The 17902-nt window shown below is 71.2% G+C and carries 14 protein-coding genes; 9 read left to right on the top strand and 5 right to left on the bottom strand.

Features of this window, described 5'->3' with window-relative positions; translation table 11 throughout:
- Positions 1-14 precede the first annotated feature (14 nt).
- Genes dmpG through HL658_RS14805 form a run of 6 tightly spaced genes read left to right on the top strand, consistent with a single transcriptional unit; the run spans position 15 to position 6177 of the window.
- Positions 15-1046 carry a 4-hydroxy-2-oxovalerate aldolase gene (dmpG, locus tag HL658_RS14830; protein ID WP_180282862.1) on the top strand — a complete coding sequence of 344 codons (1032 nt, stop codon included), beginning with the start codon at positions 15-17 and terminating at the stop codon, positions 1044-1046.
- 48 nt (positions 1047-1094) lie between these two features.
- Entirely contained in the window at positions 1095-2141 is a 1047-nt protein-coding gene (locus HL658_RS14825) for a branched-chain amino acid ABC transporter permease (protein WP_180282861.1), read from the top strand.
- Positions 2138-3940 carry a branched-chain amino acid ABC transporter ATP-binding protein/permease gene (locus HL658_RS14820; RefSeq protein ID WP_211109742.1) on the top strand — a complete coding sequence of 601 codons (1803 nt, stop codon included), beginning with the start codon at positions 2138-2140 and terminating at the stop codon, positions 3938-3940. The genes HL658_RS14825 and HL658_RS14820 overlap by 4 nt, the downstream gene beginning before the upstream one ends.
- A 3-nt stretch (positions 3941-3943) precedes the next feature.
- Complete coding sequence (locus HL658_RS14815; protein WP_180282860.1) at positions 3944-4690, top strand: ABC transporter ATP-binding protein; 747 nt, start codon at positions 3944-3946, stop codon at positions 4688-4690.
- A gap of 18 nt (positions 4691-4708) precedes the next feature.
- On the top strand, positions 4709-5278 hold the full coding sequence (locus HL658_RS14810; RefSeq protein ID WP_180282859.1) for a hemerythrin domain-containing protein: 570 nt from the start codon (positions 4709-4711) through the stop codon (positions 5276-5278).
- A gap of 23 nt (positions 5279-5301) precedes the next feature.
- Entirely contained in the window at positions 5302-6177 is an 876-nt protein-coding gene (locus tag HL658_RS14805; protein WP_180282858.1) for an alpha/beta fold hydrolase, read from the top strand.
- Here HL658_RS14805 and HL658_RS14800 read toward each other — a convergent pair.
- The 5 genes from HL658_RS14800 to HL658_RS14780 are packed head-to-tail and all read right to left on the bottom strand — an operon-like array spanning position 6149 to position 13834.
- Positions 6149-6898 (bottom strand): TetR family transcriptional regulator, encoded by a 750-nt coding sequence (locus tag HL658_RS14800; RefSeq protein WP_180282857.1) that lies wholly within the window; start codon positions 6896-6898, stop codon positions 6149-6151. The genes HL658_RS14805 and HL658_RS14800 overlap by 29 nt on opposite strands.
- A 27-nt stretch (positions 6899-6925) precedes the next feature.
- A complete protein-coding gene (locus HL658_RS14795; protein WP_180282856.1) occupies positions 6926-8188 on the bottom strand; it encodes an MFS transporter in 1263 nt (420 codons plus the stop codon).
- A gap of 6 nt (positions 8189-8194) precedes the next feature.
- Complete coding sequence (locus HL658_RS14790) at positions 8195-9952, bottom strand: ABC transporter ATP-binding protein (protein WP_180282855.1); 1758 nt, start codon at positions 9950-9952, stop codon at positions 8195-8197.
- Complete coding sequence (locus HL658_RS14785) at positions 9949-11733, bottom strand: ABC transporter ATP-binding protein (protein ID WP_180282854.1); 1785 nt, start codon at positions 11731-11733, stop codon at positions 9949-9951. Before HL658_RS14785 ends, HL658_RS14790 begins: the two co-directional genes overlap by 4 nt.
- A 28-nt stretch (positions 11734-11761) precedes the next feature.
- A complete protein-coding gene (locus HL658_RS14780; RefSeq protein ID WP_180282853.1) occupies positions 11762-13834 on the bottom strand; it encodes a TonB-dependent receptor plug domain-containing protein in 2073 nt (690 codons plus the stop codon).
- 254 nt (positions 13835-14088) lie between these two features.
- Here HL658_RS14780 and HL658_RS14775 point away from each other — a divergent pair, with 254 nt between their 5' ends.
- From HL658_RS14775 to HL658_RS14765, 3 genes are read left to right on the top strand one after another with little or no spacing between them, the layout of a single operon-like run.
- Entirely contained in the window at positions 14089-14595 is a 507-nt protein-coding gene (locus tag HL658_RS14775; protein WP_180282852.1) for a 2Fe-2S iron-sulfur cluster-binding protein, read from the top strand.
- The gene (locus HL658_RS14770) at positions 14592-15578 is read left to right on the top strand and encodes an FAD binding domain-containing protein (protein ID WP_180282851.1); all 987 of its coding nucleotides are present in this window, start codon (positions 14592-14594) and stop codon (positions 15576-15578) included. The genes HL658_RS14775 and HL658_RS14770 overlap by 4 nt, the downstream gene beginning before the upstream one ends.
- The gene (locus HL658_RS14765) at positions 15575-17860 is read left to right on the top strand and encodes a xanthine dehydrogenase family protein molybdopterin-binding subunit (RefSeq protein WP_180282850.1); all 2286 of its coding nucleotides are present in this window, start codon (positions 15575-15577) and stop codon (positions 17858-17860) included. Before HL658_RS14770 ends, HL658_RS14765 begins: the two co-directional genes overlap by 4 nt.
- The last annotated feature ends 42 nt before the right edge of the window (positions 17861-17902 follow it).

Raw genomic sequence — 17902 nt, 5'->3', positions numbered from 1 at the left:
GGGGAGGAGGAATCATGGATTTGCGCGGCACCAAGATCACCGTCCACGACATGACGCTGCGGGACGGCATGCATCCCAAGCGTCACCAGATGACGCTCGAACAGATGGTCGACATCGCCACCGGCCTGGACGCGGCCGGCGTACCGCTGATCGAGGTCACGCACGGCGACGGGCTCGGCGGCTCGTCGATCAACTACGGTTTCCCGGCCCACACCGACGAGGAGTATCTCGGCGCGGTGGTGCCGCGGATGCGGCGGGCCAAGGTGTCGGCGTTGCTGCTGCCGGGCATCGGCACCGTGGACCATCTGCGGATGGCGCACGGTCTGGGCGTTTACACCATCCGGGTCGCGACCCACTGCACCGAGGCCGACGTGTCGGAACAGCACATCGCGCTGGCCCGCAAGCTGGGCATGGACACGGTGGGCTTCCTGATGATGAGCCACATGGCCGACCCGCAAACACTGGTCCGGCAGGCCAAGCTGATGGAGGGCTACGGCGCCAACTGCGTCTACGTCACGGACAGCGCCGGGTACATGCTGCCGGGTGACGTCCGCGCGCGCATCGCCGCGGTGCGCGAGGCGCTGAAGCCGGAGACGGAGCTGGGCTTCCACGGCCACCACAACCTGGCCATGGGGGTCGCCAACTCCGTCGCCGCGGTCGAGGCCGGCGCGAACCGCATCGACGCCGCCGCCGCCGGGCTCGGCGCCGGGGCCGGCAACACACCGATGGAGGTGTTCATCGCCGTGTGCGAGCGCATGGGCATCCAGACCGGCGTGGACACCTTCGCGATCAGCGACGTGGCCGAGGACCGGGTGGTGCCGATCATGGACCACGCGATCCGCATCGACCGGGATTCGCTGACCCTCGGCTTCGCCGGCGTCTATTCGTCCTTCCTGCTCTTCGCCAAACGCGCCGAGCGGACCTATGGCGTGTCCGCCCGCGAGATCCTTGTCGAACTCGGCCGCCGCGGCATGGTCGGCGGGCAGGAGGACATGATCGAGGACACCGCGATGTCCATGGCGCGCGAACGGGGCCTTTCCGTCTGAGCGCCCGCGCGCCGCGCGCCCGAGGCCCGGTGGAACAGGAGTCCTCCCATGGATCAAACGATCTTTGTCCTGCTGGCGCAGGACGGCGTCACCAACGGCGCCATCTACACATTGCTGGCGCTGGCCCTGGTGATGGTCTTCGCCGTGACCCGCATCATCCTCATCCCGCAGGGCGAGTTCCTCGCCTATGGCGGGCTGACCATGGCGACGCTGGAAGCCGGTTCCCTGCCGGGAACGCTCTGGGTGCTGCTCGGCGCCGGTGCAGTGGCCTTCGCCATGGATCTGGCCACGGCGCGCGGCGGGGGCCGGCGGTTGCCGGGCCGGTCGCTGGCGCGTTCGGCCGCCTGGAACCTCGGCTACCCGCTGGCCCTGGCCGCGCTGCTGACGCAGCTCCCGCTCGCCGGCCTGCCGCTGGCGGCGAAGGCGCTTTTGGCGCTGGCGCTGGTGGTTCCGCTGGGGCCGATGATGTACCGCATCGCCTTCCAGCCGGTCGCCGAGGCGCCGGTGCTGGTGCTGCTGATCGTCGCGGTGGCCGTCCATCTGGCGATGGTCGGCGTCGGGCTCCTGGTGTTCGGGCCGGAGGGGTCGCGCACCACGCCCTTCAGCGACGCGCAGTTCGAGGTCGGCGCGATGCAGGTCGGTGGTCACACGCTGGCGGTGATCGGCGCCTCGCTCGCCCTGATCGTCGCCCTCTACCTGTTCTTCGACCGCACCCTCTACGGCAAGGCGCTGCGCGCCACCGCGGTGAACCGCAACGGCGCCCGGCTGATGGGCATTTCCCCGGCTTTGGCCGGACGGCTGACCTTCCTGCTGGCGGCGTTCGTCGGGGCGCTGTCCGGGCTGCTCTTCGCGCCGATGACCACCGTCTATTACGACAGCGGCTTCCTGGTCGGGCTGAAGGGATTCGTCGCCGCCATCATCGGCGGGCTGGGCAGCTATCCGCTGGCCGCGGCGGGGGCGGTGATGGTCGGGCTGCTGGAATCCTTCTCGTCCTTCTGGACCAGCGCCTTCAAGGACGTGCTGGTCTTCACGCTGATCATTCCGGTCCTGCTGTGGCGCTCGCTCGCCTCTCACCACGTCGAGGAGGAAGAATGACCATCCGCTCCTACATGGCGGCGCGGGACCGTGAGTGGCCGGGCGGCCGGTGGGTGATGGCGGCCTTCCTCGCGGCGCTCGCCGCAGCGCCGCTGGTGCTGCCGGAATTCCACGTCACGCTGCTGAACTACATCGGCCTCTCGGCCCTGGTCGCGCTGGGCCTGGTGCTGCTGACCGGCGTCGGCGGGCTGACCAGCTTCGGACAGGCGGCCTTCGTCGGGCTGGGTGCCTACACCAGCGCCGTGCTGACCACGACCTACGGCCAGTCGCCGTGGCTGGCCCTCGGCGTCGGGCTGGTCCTGACCCTGGCGGTGGCGGTCGTGCTGGGGTCGGTGACGCTGCGGCTGTCCGGCCATTATCTTCCCCTCGGCACCATGGCCTGGGGGATCAGCCTCTATTTCCTGTTCGGCAACCTGGAATTCCTGGGCGGCCATTCGGGGATCTCCAGCGTGCCGCCGGTGACGCTGCTGGACTTCGCGCTGACCGACAGCCGCCACTATTACTATCTGGTCTGGGCCTTCGTGCTGATCGCCCTGTTCACCACCCGCAACCTCCTGGACTCGCGCGAGGGCCGCGCCATCCGCGCGCTGAAGGGCGGCATGGTGATGGCCGAGGCCATGGGCGTGGACACCTCGCGGGCGCGCATGGTGATCTTCGTCCTGGCCGCCCTTCAGGCCTGCGCTGCCGGCTGGCTCTACGCCCATCTCCAGCGCTTCGTGAACCCGACGCCCTTCGGGCTGAACACCGGCATCGAATACCTCTTCATGGCGGTGGTCGGCGGCGCCGGGCAGGTGTGGGGCGCGCTGGTCGGCGCCGGGGTGATCACCATCCTCAAACAGTGGCTCCAGGACGTCCTGCCTCGGCTGCTGGGCAGTGCCGGGAATTTCGAGATCATCGTGTTCGGCGCCATGATGGTGCTGGTCCTGCATCACGCGCGCGACGGTCTGTGGCCGCTGCTGGCCCGGCTGGTTCCGCTGCGCTCCCAGCCCCGCCGCATCGATCCCACCGCGGAGCCGCTGCCGAGAAAGCCCCGGCCGCCGCACGGCGAGGTGATCCTGGAGGCGCGCCGGGTGACCAGGAGCTTCGGCGGCCTGGTCGCCAACAAGAACATGGACCTGAGCGTCAGGGCCGGCGAAATCCTCGCCCTGATCGGCCCGAACGGCGCCGGCAAGAGCACCATGTTCAACCAGCTTTCGGGCGTGGACGACCCGACCTCGGGCGAGATCCTGTTCCGCGGCCGGTCCATTGCCGGGCTGGGGCCGCACCGGGTCGCCGCGATGGGCATCAGCCGGACCTTCCAGCATGTGCGCCTGCTGCCCCGCATGAGCGTGCTGGAGAACGTCGCCATCGGCGCGCATCTGCGGGGGCACAAGGGCGTCCTGCCGGCCGCCTGGCGGCTCGACCGCGCCGAGGAGGCGCGGCTGCTGCGCGAGGCGGCGGTGCAGCTCGAACGCGTCGGGCTGCACGGCCTGATGGACGAGGAGGCGGGCAGTCTTGCGCTCGGGCAGCAGCGGATCCTGGAGATCGCCCGCGCGCTCTGCGCCGATCCGTGCCTGCTGCTGCTGGACGAGCCGGCGGCCGGGCTGCGGCTGAAGGAGAAGCAGGCGCTGGCCGAGCTGCTGAACCGCCTGCGCGCCGAGGGCATGGCCGTGCTTCTGGTCGAGCACGACATGGACTTCGTCATGGGGCTGGTCGACCGCGTCGTGGTGATGGAGTTCGGCGAGAAGATCGCCGAGGGCCTGCCCGAGGAGGTGCAGCGGAACCCCGCCGTCCTCGAAGCCTATCTGGGAGGGGTGTGAGCCATGGGCAGCAACCTGCTCGACGTGAAGGGTCTGTCGGTCGCCTACGGCAAGGTGGAGGCGGTCTCCAAGCTCGACCTGTCGGTGCCGCACGGCAGCATCGTCACGGTGATCGGCCCCAACGGGGCCGGCAAGACCACGACGCTGTCGGCCATCATCGGCCTGTTGCCGTCCACCGGCCGCATCGTCTTCGACGGCGCGGACGACAGGCCGGACGTCGAGGCGATGGTGGCGCGCGGCATGACCCTTGTTCCCGAGAAGCGCGAGCTGTTCGGCTCGATGTCCATCGAGGACAACCTGCTGCTCGGCGCCTTCCAGCGCTGTCGCGCGGGGCACCGCGACCACGCGACCACGCTGGCGGACGTGTACGCGCTGTTCCCCCGCCTGAAGGAGCGGCGCGCCCAGGCGGCCGGCACGCTGTCGGGCGGCGAGCGGCAGATGCTGGCCGTCGGGCGGGCGCTGATGGCGAAGCCCAAGCTGCTGATGCTGGACGAGCCGAGCCTCGGTCTCGCCCCGCTGATCGTGCGCGAGATCTTCCGCATCATCGCGGAGCTGCGGCGCCGCGGCGTCTCCATCCTGCTGGTCGAGCAGAACGCCCGCGCCGCCCTTCAGGTCGCCGACCACGCCTACGTTCTGGAAAACGGCGCGGTGAAGATGCAGGGCGAGGCCCAGGCCATCGCCGCCGATCCGCGCATCGTCGAAAGCTACCTCGGTCTGGCCAGCAAGCACCAGGAACGGCTGGCCGGCTGACGCACCCGGAGGAACCCCATGAACGCGCTTCGCATCATTTCCGAGGAGCATCAGTCGCTGGCCGCGGTGCTGCACGCCATCCGCTTCATGCTCAAGGAGGCCGCGGGCGGACGGCTGGAGCCGGACCCGGAGCTGTTTCAGGCCATGGTCCATTACCTGGACGCCTACGCCGAGCAGCGCCACCACCCCAAGGAGGAGCTGCTGTTCAGCCGGCTCCGCACCCTGACGGACGCCGCGGCACTCGACACGCTGAGCGCCGAGCACGCGGCGGGGCCGCGCCGCATCGCCGACCTGAAGGACGCGCTGGCGACGTTCCTGGCCGACCCGCGGGCGCTTGACCCCTTCATCGCCGCCTTCGACCGCTACGCCGAGTTCTACCGCGGCCACATGATGCTGGAGGAGGAAGCGGTGCTGCCGCTGGCCCGGCAACTCCTGTCACCGGCCGACTGGCGGGAGATCGACGTCGCCATCGCGGCGGAGGAGGCGCGCCCCGCCGCGGAGGATTTCACGACCCTCTTCTCGCGCCTTGTGGCCTGCGCACCGGCGCCGATCGGTCACGGCCCGCACCCCTTCGCCCTCACCCCCTGATCCCAGTCTCAGAGGCATCGACCATGACCGCACAGACCCCCGCCCTCACCGAGGACTCCACCAGCCGTTTCGCCCGCATCAGGGAGGGCGACCTCGACCTGACCATCCACTTCAACGACGCCGGCCAGGGCGAGGAGACCGTGGTGATGCTGCACGGTTCCGGACCCGGAGCCAGCGGCTGGGCCAACTTCAGCCGCAACGTCGGTCCGTTCGTCGACGCCGGTTACCGCGTGATCCTCATGGACTGCCCGGGCTGGAGCAAGAGCGACCCGATCCTGTGCACCGGCTCCCGCTCGGAGCTGAACGCCCGCGCGCTGAGGGGACTGCTCGACGCGCTCGACCTCGACCGGATCCACATCGTCGGCAATTCGATGGGCGGACACAGCGCGGTCGCCTTCGCGCTGGCCAACCCCACGCGGGTCGGCCGGCTGGTGCTGATGGGCGGGGGGACCGGCGGCGTCAGCCTGTTCCAGCCCATGCCGCTGGAGGGCATCAAGCTGCTGCAGGGCGTCTACCGCGACCCGACGCTCGAGAACCTGAAGAAGATGCTGAACGTCTTCATGTTCGACGCGAGCAAGCTGACCGACGAGCTGATCCGGGAGCGGCTGGACAACATGCTCGCCCGGCGCGAGCATCTGGACAATTTCGTCAAGAGCCTCGCCGCCAACCCCCGGCAGTTTCCGGACATCAGCCCCCGCCTCGGCGAGATCGCGGCCCCCACCCTGGTGATCTGGGGCCGTGACGACCGCTTCGTGCCGCTCGACGTCGGCCTGCGCCTGCTCTGGGGACTGCAGGACGCCCAGCTCCACGTCTTCAACCGGTGCGGCCACTGGGCGCAGTGGGAACACGCCGACGCGTTCAACCGCATGGTCATCCAGTTCCTTGCTGCCGGTTCGTGACGGTTCGCGCTCCTCGCGTCGACTGTCGGTTCCGGGACGGGGATGGCGCCTGTTCCGGGGCTGGCGGCGCGGGGGCCTGGATCAGGGTCATGAGCGCTTCCACCAGCATCTCTTCGGATTCCGTTGCCGCGCCGACGATCTGCCGACCATGGAAGCAGAAATGCAGGATGGCACCGGCCAGGATGTTCATCACCATCGCCGCGGGCAGATCGGTGCGCAGTGTACCGGCTGCCTGGGCCCGCTCGAACGCGGCGACGGAGCGTTCATGGTGGCGCTGGTCGCGCGCCAGCGACTCCGGCGTGGCACCCTCCAGCAGGCGCCACAGATAGATGCGGGCCGCCGTCGGGTGGTCGCGCCAGAAGCGCCAGTACAGCCGGATGCCACGGCGGATGCTCTCGCGGTCCGGCCGGGGGTCGTCCAGGAACGGAGCCTCCAGGTGGAAGAACGCGTCGGCGATCCCGGCGCCGACGGCCAGCCACAGATCCTCCTTGGTGGGGAAGTAATGGTGGATCAGGCTTTGCGCGCAGCCCGCCCGCTGTGCGATCGCCCGCACGCTCGAACCGCCGCGGCCGTGCTCCGCGAACTCGACCTCGGCCGCGCGCAGGATGCGGTCGCGCGCGCTGGGCGCCGGCGACGGGGCCGGTTTCGGCGGGGCGGCGGCGTCCGGAACGGCCACCACCCGGCGCGGCAGCCGGGCCTTGACGGAGCGGGGGTGATGCACGGTGTCGGACCTCCTCGATCGGCGGGCTCAGCGGGCCGGAGCCCGTGGCCCGCCCGTCAGCCACAGCGCGGCCATGGCCCCGACCACGGCCACACCCGCCGCGCTCAGGAACAGGCCGGTCAGGCCGAGCCAAACAGACAGGCTGTTGCCGGCGCTGGCAAGCGCCAGGTTCAGCGCGCCGCAGAAACACAGGAAGGTCGCCAGCTCCGTTCCCGCCCGCGCCGCGTCGCAGACACCCATGATCAGGCTGCGACTGGCCGTGAAATGGGCGAAGAGGAGGAGGTTGGACGTAAGCACGAAGACCGCGGCGGCCCCGGGCGTCGGTCGCCCCTCGACCAGCAGGGAGAGGCCCGCGTAGAGCGTGGCCGTCAGCAGGCCGATGCCGAAGAGCGTGCGGCCGGCGCCGAGCCGGTCGACCACCGGCCGCGCGGCCCAGGCACCCAGCAACCCCGCCGCGTTGCCGCCCACCACCCCGAGCAGCCCGATCTGTGCGACGGTGAGACCCGCATCGACCTGCACGATGGCCTTCATGCCGTAGGGCAGCGCGAGGCCCGTTTCGACGAACATCAGCAGCAGGAGCAGGCGCCGCACGTCCGGCCGCTTCAGCATGACGAGGCTGGCCATCGGCGACACTCCGGACGCGGCGGCGCCCCGGCCGCGGTCGAGCGGCAGGAGCAGCACGGCCACCAGACCGAGGGCGCACAGCCCGGCCAGCACCGTCACCGTCGCCGTCCAACCGCGATCCGCCACCAGATACAGCACACCGCCGCCCAGCACGAAGCCGGCCACCGCCGCCGCCATGCCCTGGACGCTGGCCGCGGCCGGGTGGGAGGCGCGCGGCAGGTTCTCCAGCATGAAAGCGCCGATGGCGACGAGCTGCGTGCCGATCAGCACCATGATCAGCCCTGCCATCACCACGATCGGCCGGGCCCCGTCGGCCGGGTCCAGGAACAGGAGCCCGCCCACCGCCAGCACCATCAGGAGCTGCACCGGCAGGATCCAGGATCGGCGGTGTCCGAACGCCGGCCAGCCGTAGCGGTCCACCAGCGGCGCCCACAGGAAACGCAGGATGTACGGAATGCCGGCCAGGAAGATCAGCCCGATCACCTCCGGCGAATGGCCGGCCTTGCGCAGGAAGGCCGGGATTCCCTGGAACACGAACTGCCCGACCATCCCCTGGACCAGCAGGACGAGCGCGGCGGAGGCCAGCACGGTGCGGACGCGGGCTGTGCCCGGAGCGGGCCGGCTCGCGGTTTCCGGAACGGTCGGGTCGGCGTGGAGGTCGGGCATCCGGGATCACTCCGGTCGGGCTGCGGGTGGCGGGCGGAGGGTCCAGGAGGACGAGCGTTCCTGCGCGCGCCACAGGCGGGCGTAGACGCCGCCCGCGGCGAGCAGGTCGGTGTGTCTGCCGCGCTCGACGATGCGCCCCCCGTCCAGTACGAGGATGGCGTCGGCGTGCCGGACCGTGCGCAGCCGATGGGCGATGACCAGCAGCGTCCGGCCCCGCTCCAGCGCGGCGATGCCGGCCTGCAGGGCGCGTTCGGTCACCGGGTCGATGGCCGAGGTGGCTTCGTCCAGCACAAGGACGGGCGAGTCCTTCAGGATGGCGCGGGCGATGGCCACGCGTTGACGCTCGCCGCCGGACAGCGTGCGCCCGCCATCGCCCAGCGGCGTGTCGAGCCCCTGTGGCAGGGCGGCAACCAGCTCGTCCAACCGGGCCGCGGCCACGGCGGCGGCCAGCCGGCGCTCGTCCGCCGACGGGTCGCCGAGCAGCAGGTTCGCCCGCAGCGTGTCGCGGAACAGGAACACATCCTGCGACACCACCGACACCGCCCGGCCGAGTGCCGCCGGATCCATGTCCCGCAGATCGATGCCGCCCATCCCGACGGTGCCGGCGGACGGATCGTCCTGGCGGGCCAGCAGATTGGCGATGGTGCTCTTGCCGGCGCCGCTCGGGCCGACGATGGCGGTCACCGACCCGGCGGGCAGGGCGAAGCTGACGCCGTCGAGTGCTAGGCCGCGGTCGCCGGAATAGGCGAAGCTGACGCGGTCGAAGACGATGTCGTGGGACGCCGGCACCGCGACCGCCGTATGCGCCGGCACCGGCTCGGCGAGGAACCGCCGGACCTCGCGCTCCGCCCGCTCCGCCATGCGGTAACGCACGAGCTGCCCGGCCAGCGTGCCGACGAACAGTTCCGTAGCGACGAAGGCGAGCAGCGTGGCGAACGCCAGCGGCCCCAGTTCCACCCCATCGGCGGCGCGCAGCGCCACCAGACCAAGCGCCGCCAGCAGCCCCAGATCGACGATGATCCGCCCGGCCTGCATGGCGACCGCGAAGGGCGTTAGGGAGCGGGTGCCAAGGTCCCGCATGGTGGCGACCGCCGTCTCGAGCGCGGTGAGCGCGAAGCCGGTCCGGCCGAAGCTGCGGAAGACCGGAATGCCGTCGGCGTATTCCCCGACCCGCGCCGTCGCCTCGGCCAGCGCACCCGTGCGTGCGCGGGCGACGCCACGCACCACCCGGTCACCGCGGGCGAAGGCGACCAGTCCGAGGCCGATCGCCACCACCACGGGAAGCCCGACCGGCGGCGCGGCGGCCACCATGACCGCCAGCAGAACCACGGCCGCGCCGAGCCCGGCCAGCAGGAGGAAGAGCGTCATCCGCCCGGCCTCGCCCACCCAGTGGGCGTCGTCGGACACCAGCGTCCCCAGCCGGGAGGGCCTCCAGCGCCTTGCGGTGGCGAGCGGCACCCGCCGCATATGGTCGAGCAGCGCCAGGCGAAGCCGCTCGCTCGCCAGCGCCCCGGCGGGAAAGGCGCCGGTGCGCGCCGCCAACAGCAGCGCGAGGCGCAGGGCGAAGGCCGCCGGCACCCCGGCCGCGACCAGTGCCAGCTCCGTGCCCGACAATCCGCCGCCGCCCATGGCCGCGACCGCGACCCCGACGAGCAGGGCCGGCACGGCGGCGACGATGCCTTCGAGGAAGGTGAGCGCGAGCCCGAGGGCGAAGCGCCAGCGGTCGGGACCCAGGAAGCGCCAGAGCAGCGCCATCACCCTCATGGCGCCGCCTCCGCCAACCGCCCGCCGCCGTGGTGGAAGCGGTGCGCCTCCTCATGGGCGTGCCACAGAGCCGCGTAGACGCCGTCCGCCGCGACCAGCGCGGCGTGCCGACCCCGCTCGACCACACGGCCGCCGTCGAGCACCAGGATCTCGTCGGCGTGCACGATGGTCGACAGCCGGTGCGCGATGACGATCACCGTCCGCCCGGCGGCGAGCCGGGCGACCGCGTCCTGGATCAGCGCCTCGTTCTCCGCGTCGGCGAAGGCGGTGGCCTCGTCCAGCACCAGGATGGGGGCGTCCTTCAGGATGGCGCGGGCGATGGACAGCCGTTGCCGCTCTCCGCCGGACAGACCCTGGCCCAGCTCCCCCAGCGGCGTGTCGTAGCCCTGGGGCAGCCGCGTGATGAAGCCGTGCGCGCCGGCCGCCACCGCGGCGGCGACCACCGCGTCGTGTCCGGCGTCCGGCCGGCCCAGGCGGATGTTGTCCCGCACCGTGCCGGCGAACAGGAACACGTCCTGGAACACCATGGCGACATGGGCGTGCAGGCCATCGGGGGCCATGCACCGGACATCGGTCCCGCCGACCAGAACGCTTCCCTCCTCCACATCGTGGAATCGCGCGATCAGCTTGGCGATGGTGGATTTGCCGGATCCGCTCGGACCGACCAGGGCTAGGCAACGGCCGGGCTCCACCCGGAAGCTCACGCCATCCAGCACGCGCCGCCCGCCGTAGGAGAAGCCGACATCACGGAATTCGACGGAACCGTCCGCCGGCAGCAGGGGCATGGCCGGCACCGGCAGTTCCGGCGCCTCCAGGATGCCGTCGATGCGGTCGAGAACCGCGACCTGCCGGGTCAGACGGTGCGCCAGCCCGGCGATGCCGGCGAACAGGTCGCCGAAGCCGATGGACAGCACCAGGAACACGATCAGCGTGTCGGTGGCGATCATCCCATCGGCGTGCATCAGCACCCCGGCCGGGGCCACCAGCATCAGGTTTCCAACCAGGAAGAGCTGGGCGACAGCGGCGGGGGCCACCGACCGGCGCAGCCAGTCGATGGCGAGTGCCGTGTATCCGGCAAAGGCGGTCCGCGCCCGCTCCAGCGCCTGATTGCTCTGGTTGAAGGAGCGCAGGGTCGGCAGCCCTTCGGCGAATTCGGCCGCGACATGGGCCATGCGCGCGCTCATGGCCTGATAGCGACGGGTCACCTCCCCGCCGCGCCGCATCAGGGCGCCGACGAGCCACACCCCCGTCGCGGTCGGCGCCAGCACGAGCAGCGCCAGACGCCAGTCGAGTGTCGCCATGGCGGCGAAGGCCAGCAACGGGGTCAGCAGGGCGGCCAGCGTCTCCGGCACCAGATGGGCCATGCCGTCCTCCGCCATGTCCACATCATTCAGCAGCGTCGTGCGCAGCGCGCCCTTGGCGCGTTGGTCGAAGAAGCCGAGCGGCACCCGGGCCAACTTCCCGGCCAGGGACCGGCGCAGCTCGTACTGGGTGGCGTAGGCGACGCGGTGCGACACCAGCATCGCCAGCCCGTATGCCAGATGCCGCCCGACCACCCCGATGGCGCCGAGGAGCGCGTACAGGCCGATCCGCCCGCCGTCCGGGGTCCCGTCGAACAGCTCCACCAGCGTCAGCGCCACCGCGATGTGGGGGGACAGGGAGAGCAGGGCGGCCAGCGTGCCCGCCGCCACCGACACGATCAGCGGCCCGCGCCGCCGCTGCATCATGGCGACCAGCCGGAGAAAGACGGTCAGCACCGGGGGCATCGAGCCGGCCCTCATCCGCAAGGTCCGCTTGCCGACGCCGTCATCAGAACCGGACCGTCGCCTCGACGCCCACCGTGCGGGGCGGCGTCAGGTCGGCGTAATTGGTGGAGATGCGGCGGGTGTACGCCAACTCGTCCGTCAGGTTATTGACGTACAGCCGCGTGGTCAGGCTGCCGACTGTGTAGCTGACGCCTGCGTCCACCAGCACATAATCGCCCACCCGCTCCGCCGACAGGTTGTTCACGTCACTGTAGTAGGCGGACACGTAGGACACGCGGCCATCCACCGACAGGCCGGGAAGCGGCGTCCACACCGCACCGACCGACCCGGTGAAGGACGGGTCCCGGCCGAAACGGTTGCCGTCGATGGCGGGGTTGCCGGTGGGCGCCTCCGTCACTTCGGTGCGCAGCAGGCCGATCCCGGCGGTCAGCATCAGGCTGGGCGCAACGCGGGCGGACGCCTCCACCTCCAGGCCGTAGGAGCGGCCCTCCGGCGCGTTCACCACCTCCAGGCTGGTGAGGTTGCCGGCGGCGCGCTGGATGTAGAGCTGGGGATCGTCGTGCAGATTGTAGAAGGCGGTCGCGTTCAGCGTCGCGCGTCCATCCAGCCATTGCGAGCGGTACACCGTCTCGAAGGTCCAGACCCGTTCGGAGTCGAAGGTGTAGGGCTGGCCGGTGAAGAAGTTGACGGAACCGCCGCCCGGGTTGTAGCCGCGCCGCGCCGTCGCGCCGACGGTCTGGTTCGCGTCGAGATCGTAGCTGACACCCAGCTTGGGAAGGAGGGTGATCTCCGTCTTGTCGTAGCTGGTGGAGGCCGCGCGCACCAGGGAGAGCTGGTCGCGGTCGTCCACATTGCGGTTCAGCCGCGCCCCCGCCACCACCTGCACCCGCTCGCCCAGCCGGTGGCGAATGTCGGCGAACAGCGCCTGGGAGGAGGAGCGCCCCGACGCGGTGGTCAGCCGGCGCACGTCGATGTCCTGCCAGCGCTCGCTGGCGTTCAGACCGACCAGACCGCTGGTGGCGCTGGTCTCGCTGCCGAACTCGTACAGCAGGTCCTGGTTGAACAGTTGCTCGGTCACATGGAAGATCGTGGGGTCGCTCTGGCGGTTGGCGCTTTCGTAGTGGTCGCGGACGTAGCTGGTGATGGAGCGCAGCCGGCTGTTCCCGCCAAGCCAATAGGTGGCGTCGAGGCCCGCAGTCCAGGCCAGCGTGTCGAACACCCGCTGTCCGCCCGAGGTGCCGTAGGGGTAGCTGCGGTCCTCGAACTCCCGCCGGTTGATCGGCGGTCCCACCACGGTGTAGCGGTTGGCCGGCACGGTTCCGGTCTGCACCTCGCCGATCGCCATGACCTGCAGGTCTTCCGCCGCTCCGCCGGGGGTGAGCAGCGCCTTGGCGCGGATGCGCGTCTGGTCGAAGCGGGTCTGCTTGTCGCCATCCACACCGGCCGGCACGTTGGTGATGGTCATGGGCGCGTGGCCGCCCTCGTGCTCGGTGGTGAGGCGCAGCGCCAGGCGGTCCTTCACCACGCCGCCCGACACCATCCCGGCCGCCGTATAATTCGGACCGCCGTATTCGTCGAAGGACAGGCCGGCACGGACGGCGGCCTCCGGCTCGAAGGTCGGGTCCTTGGTTTTCACCACGAAGGCGCCGGCGATGGCGTTGCGCCCGCGCAGCGTGGATTGCGGGCCGCGCAACACCTCCACCTGCTCCACGTCCCACAGGCTGGTGAAGCTGGTGTTGGCCAGCGCCGCCGGCCGGGCGATCTCGTCCACGATGAGGGGCGCGCGGGGCAGGGTGCCCTGGGTGACGCCGCTCGGCAACCCGCCGGCGCCGCTCGTCTCCATGCCGCGGATCGCCGGCGCACCGACCGCCGTGGTGGCCGTGAGGTTCGGCACGCCCTGCAGCACGGAGAAGACATCGGTGTTGGGCCGCCGCTCGATCTCCTCCTCCGAGGTCACCGACACGCTGGACAGCGCGCGCTGCAGCGACTGCTCCCGGCGCTCGCCGGTGACCAGGACGGGGTCGAGGACCGTGGGCGCCTCCTGGGCTGCGGCCGGCAGGGCGGTGCCGGACAGCAAGGCCGCCAACAGCAGGCAAAACCGGCGGCTCTCCAACACGACCGTATTCCGCTTTGACTGCGATCCACCCGCCATCATGTCCGAGCCGCCCCTGATTGATCGTTCGATCAGTCACCGTTATCAAACGAGCAATTGCAAGTCAATCGCATACAAAGAGCCGGCGGCGAGGGCGATCACAGCGACGTCCGCGGGCGGGATTGCCGGGAACGTCGGGCGTCGGCCGAGGGTTATCGTGGCGGCGCGCCGGCAACCGTGCCCGCGTCGTGCATCGCGTGTGTCCGGTCGGAGGTGTCATGTCAATCAACGTCAACGGCAATCCGGTCGAGCTGCCGGGCGACCCCCGCGTGTCGCTGCTCGACCTGCTGCGCGAACGGCTGCTGCTCACCGGGACCAAGAAGGGCTGCAACCAGGGCGCCTGCGGGGCCTGCTCGGTGCTGGTCGATGGCGAGCGCATCATTTCCTGCCTCGCGCTCGCGGTGCAGTACGAGGGACGCTCGGTCACCACCGTCGAAGGCCTGGCGGAGGACGGGGCGTTGCACCCGCTCCAGGCGGCCTTCATTGCGCATGACGGTTTCCAGTGCGGCTACTGCACGCCGGGGCAGCTCTGTTCCGCCCTCGGCATGGCGGCCGAGGCGCGCCGCGGGCTGCCCAGCGCCGTCACGGCCGACCTCGAGGCGGACAGCATGCCGCTGACACGCGACGAAATCCGCGAGCGGATGAGCGGCAACCTGTGCCGCTGCGGCGCCCACAACGGGATCGTCGACGCGATTCTCGATGCCTGCGCGGGAGGTGGCCGGTGATCCCCTTCACCTACACGCGTGCGCACGACGCCGCCGAGGCGATCCGCCTGGGCGCGGATGCCGCGACCAAGTATCTCGGCGGCGGCACGAACCTCGTGGACCTGATGCGCGAGGGTGCCGAGCGGCCCGGTGCGCTCGTCGACGTCACCGGGCTTCCGGGCGCGATCGAGGAATCCCAGGACGGGTCGCTGAGGATCGGGGCGGCTGTGCGGAACACGGCCGTCGCCGAGCACCGGGCGGTGCGCGCGCGTTACCCGATGCTGGCGCGCGCCATCCTCGCCGGCGCGTCGGCGCAGATCCGCAACATGGCGACCGTGGGCGGCAACATCCTGCAACGGACGCGCTGCGCCTACTTCTACGACGGGACCGTCCGCTGCAACAAGCGCACGCCCGGTGCCGGCTGCGACGCCATCGACGGGTTCAACCGTATGCACGCCATTCTCGGCGCCTCCGCCTACTGCGTGGCGACGCACCCGTCGGACATGTGCGTGGCGCTGGCCGCCCTCGACGCGCTGGTCGAGTTGGAAGGACCGGGCGGGCGGCGGACGATCCCCCTGACCGACCTGCACCGGCTGCCGGGGGACCGCCCGGACCTCGACACGGTCCTCGGCCCCGGCGAGCTCATCACCGCGGTCGTCCTGCCGCCGCTGCCCTGGGCGCAGCGCTCGACCTACCGGAAGGTGCGGGACCGCGCGAGCTACGCCTTCGCGCTCGTCTCGGTGGCAGCGGCGCTCGATCTCGCCGAGGACGGCACGGTCCGCGACGTCCGTCTGGCGCTTGGCGGTGTCGCCCACAAGCCCTGGCGGGCGGAGCGGGCGGAGCAGATGCTGCGGGGGCGCCCGGCCGGCACGGAGAGCTTCCGCGCCGCGGCCGACGCGGAGCTCGCCGGTGCCGCACCGCTCAGGGACAACGCCTTCAAACCGGAACTGGCCCGCCGGCTGATCACCGCCGTGCTCGGCGAGCTCATGGGAGATGCGGCATGACCGACCTCCAGAAGACACCGGAACAGACCGCGACGCGTTGGACGCCCGACGGCGGGCGCGATCCGCTGGCCGGCCGGCACGGGGCCATCGGCACGTCACTGCCGCGCATCGACGGGCCGCTCAAGGTCCGCGGCGAGGCACAGTTCGCCGCCGAGGTGCCGGCGGATCGCCTGGCCTACGCCGCGCTGGTGACCTCCACGATCGCCCGCGGTGCGATCGCGACGCTCGACACCGCGGCGGCCGAGGCGGCACCGGGCGTGGTGCTCGTCATGACCCACCGCAACGCGCCGCGCATGGCGCCGCCGGCCGTCATCATGACCGATCCGCGCGCGGCGGGCGCCAGCAGTCTGCCGATCATGCAGGACGCCTCCATCCACTGGAATGGCGAGCCCGTCGCGGTGGTGGTCGCCGAGACGCAGGAGCAGGCCGACCATGCCGCCTCGCTCGTCCGCGTCACCTACCGGGAGGAACCGGCGAGCCTGTCCTTCGAACGGGCCATCGCGGTCGGGCGTCATCCGGACACCGTTCTTGGCGAGCCGGCGGTCATCGAGACCGGAGACGCGGAAACGGCGCTGCGCAACGCTCCGCACCGGATCGACCGGGTCTACCGGACGCCGCGCCACAGCCATTCCGCCATCGAGCCGCACGCCGTCACCGTCTGGTGGGAGGGTGGCGACCTCGTCCTTCACGACGCCACGCAGATGCTGCACATGACCCGCTACACGATCGCGGGCGTGTTCGGGATGGACGAGGAGCGGATCCGCATCCACTCGCCCTATGTCGGTGGCGGGTTCGGGAGCAAGGGTCCGTGGTCGCATCATTTTCTCGCCATTGCCGCCGCGAAGCTGGCCGGCCGGCCGGTGCGCCTCGCCCTTTCCCGCGGGGATGTCTTCCGCGTCATCGGCGGGCGCACGACGACGGAGCAGCGGGTGGCGCTCGGCGCGCGGGACGACGGCACGCTGGCCGCGCTGGTCCACACCGGGACCGCCGCCATGACCACCCACAACAACTGCCCGGAACAATTCACCTTCCCGGCGCGGCACCTCTACGCAGCGGACACCATTCGGGTCGAGCAGCGCGTCGCCGACATCGACATGGTGGCCAACACCTTCATGCGGGCACCCGGCGAGTCGGTCGGGACCTTCGCCCTGGAATGCGCGATCGACGAGATGGCCGGGGAACTCGGTCTGGACCCCATCGAGTTCCGGCGCCGGATCGAGCCGGAGACGGACCCGACGAGCGGCAGGCCCTTCTCGTCACGGCAGCTTCTCAAGGCCTATGCGGACGGCGCCGAGCGATTCGGCTGGTCGCGGCGTGCGGCAGCCCCGGGGGCGGTGCGGGACGGCGACTGGCTGGTCGGCATGGGGGTGGCGACGGCCACATATCCCTACTACCGCATGCCGGGGGGCCGGGTCCGCATCACGCTCGGCCGCGACGGGCGGGCGGTGGTCGCTGTGGCCGCGCACGAGATGGGGATGGGGACCGCCACCGTGCACACGCAGGTGGTCGCCGACCGGCTCGGCCTGTCCGTCGACCGCGTCGATTTCCAGCACGGCGACACGGCCCTGCCCGCCTTCACCATGGCGGGTGGTTCCTCGCAGACGGCCACGCTCGCCGCGGCGGCGCACGAGGCAACGTTGGCGCTGCTGGAGGAGCTGTTGCGGCTCGCCGGCAATGACTCGCCCCTGGCCGGCCTCACCGTTGACGAGGTGGAGGCGCGGGACGGGGGCCTCGGCCACCGGGGGTCGCGCGAGCGTTTCGAAAGCTACGCCTCGATCCTCGGCCGTGCCGGCCGCGAGGAGGTAGGCGCGGAGGGCGAGTCGCCGATGCCGACCGAAACGCAGAGCTTCTCCATGCACTCCTACGGCGCGCAGTTCTGCGAGGTGCGGGTCCATGCGGTCACCGGGGAAATCCGTGTCTCCCGCTTCCTGGGGTCGTTCGATTGCGGGCGCATCCTCAACCCGCGGACGGCGGCCAGCCAGTTCCGCGGCGGCATCATCATGGGGCTGGGGCTCGCCCTGACGGAGGAGACGCAGTTCGACGAGCGCAACGGACGCATCATGAACCCCAGCTTGGCCGAGTACCATGTGCCCGTCCACATGGACGTGCCGGAGATCGACGTGATCTTCACCGACATCCCCGATCCCCGCGCGCCGCTGGGTGCCCGCGGCATCGGCGAGATCGGCATCACCGGCGTGGGTGCGGCCGTCGCCAACGCCGTCCACAACGCGACGGGACGCCGCATCCGGGAGCTGCCGATCACGCTCGACAAGCTCCTCTGACGGACGGGCCGCCGACCCGGCGCCCGTCCGTCACCCGCAACC

Source organism: Azospirillum oleiclasticum (genome assembly GCF_013423485.1).
In the GTDB taxonomy this organism is placed as follows: domain Bacteria; phylum Pseudomonadota; class Alphaproteobacteria; order Azospirillales; family Azospirillaceae; genus Azospirillum; species Azospirillum oleiclasticum.
The sequence above is the reverse complement of the archived record's forward strand: the minus strand, read 5'-3'. Positions and strand labels throughout refer to the sequence as shown.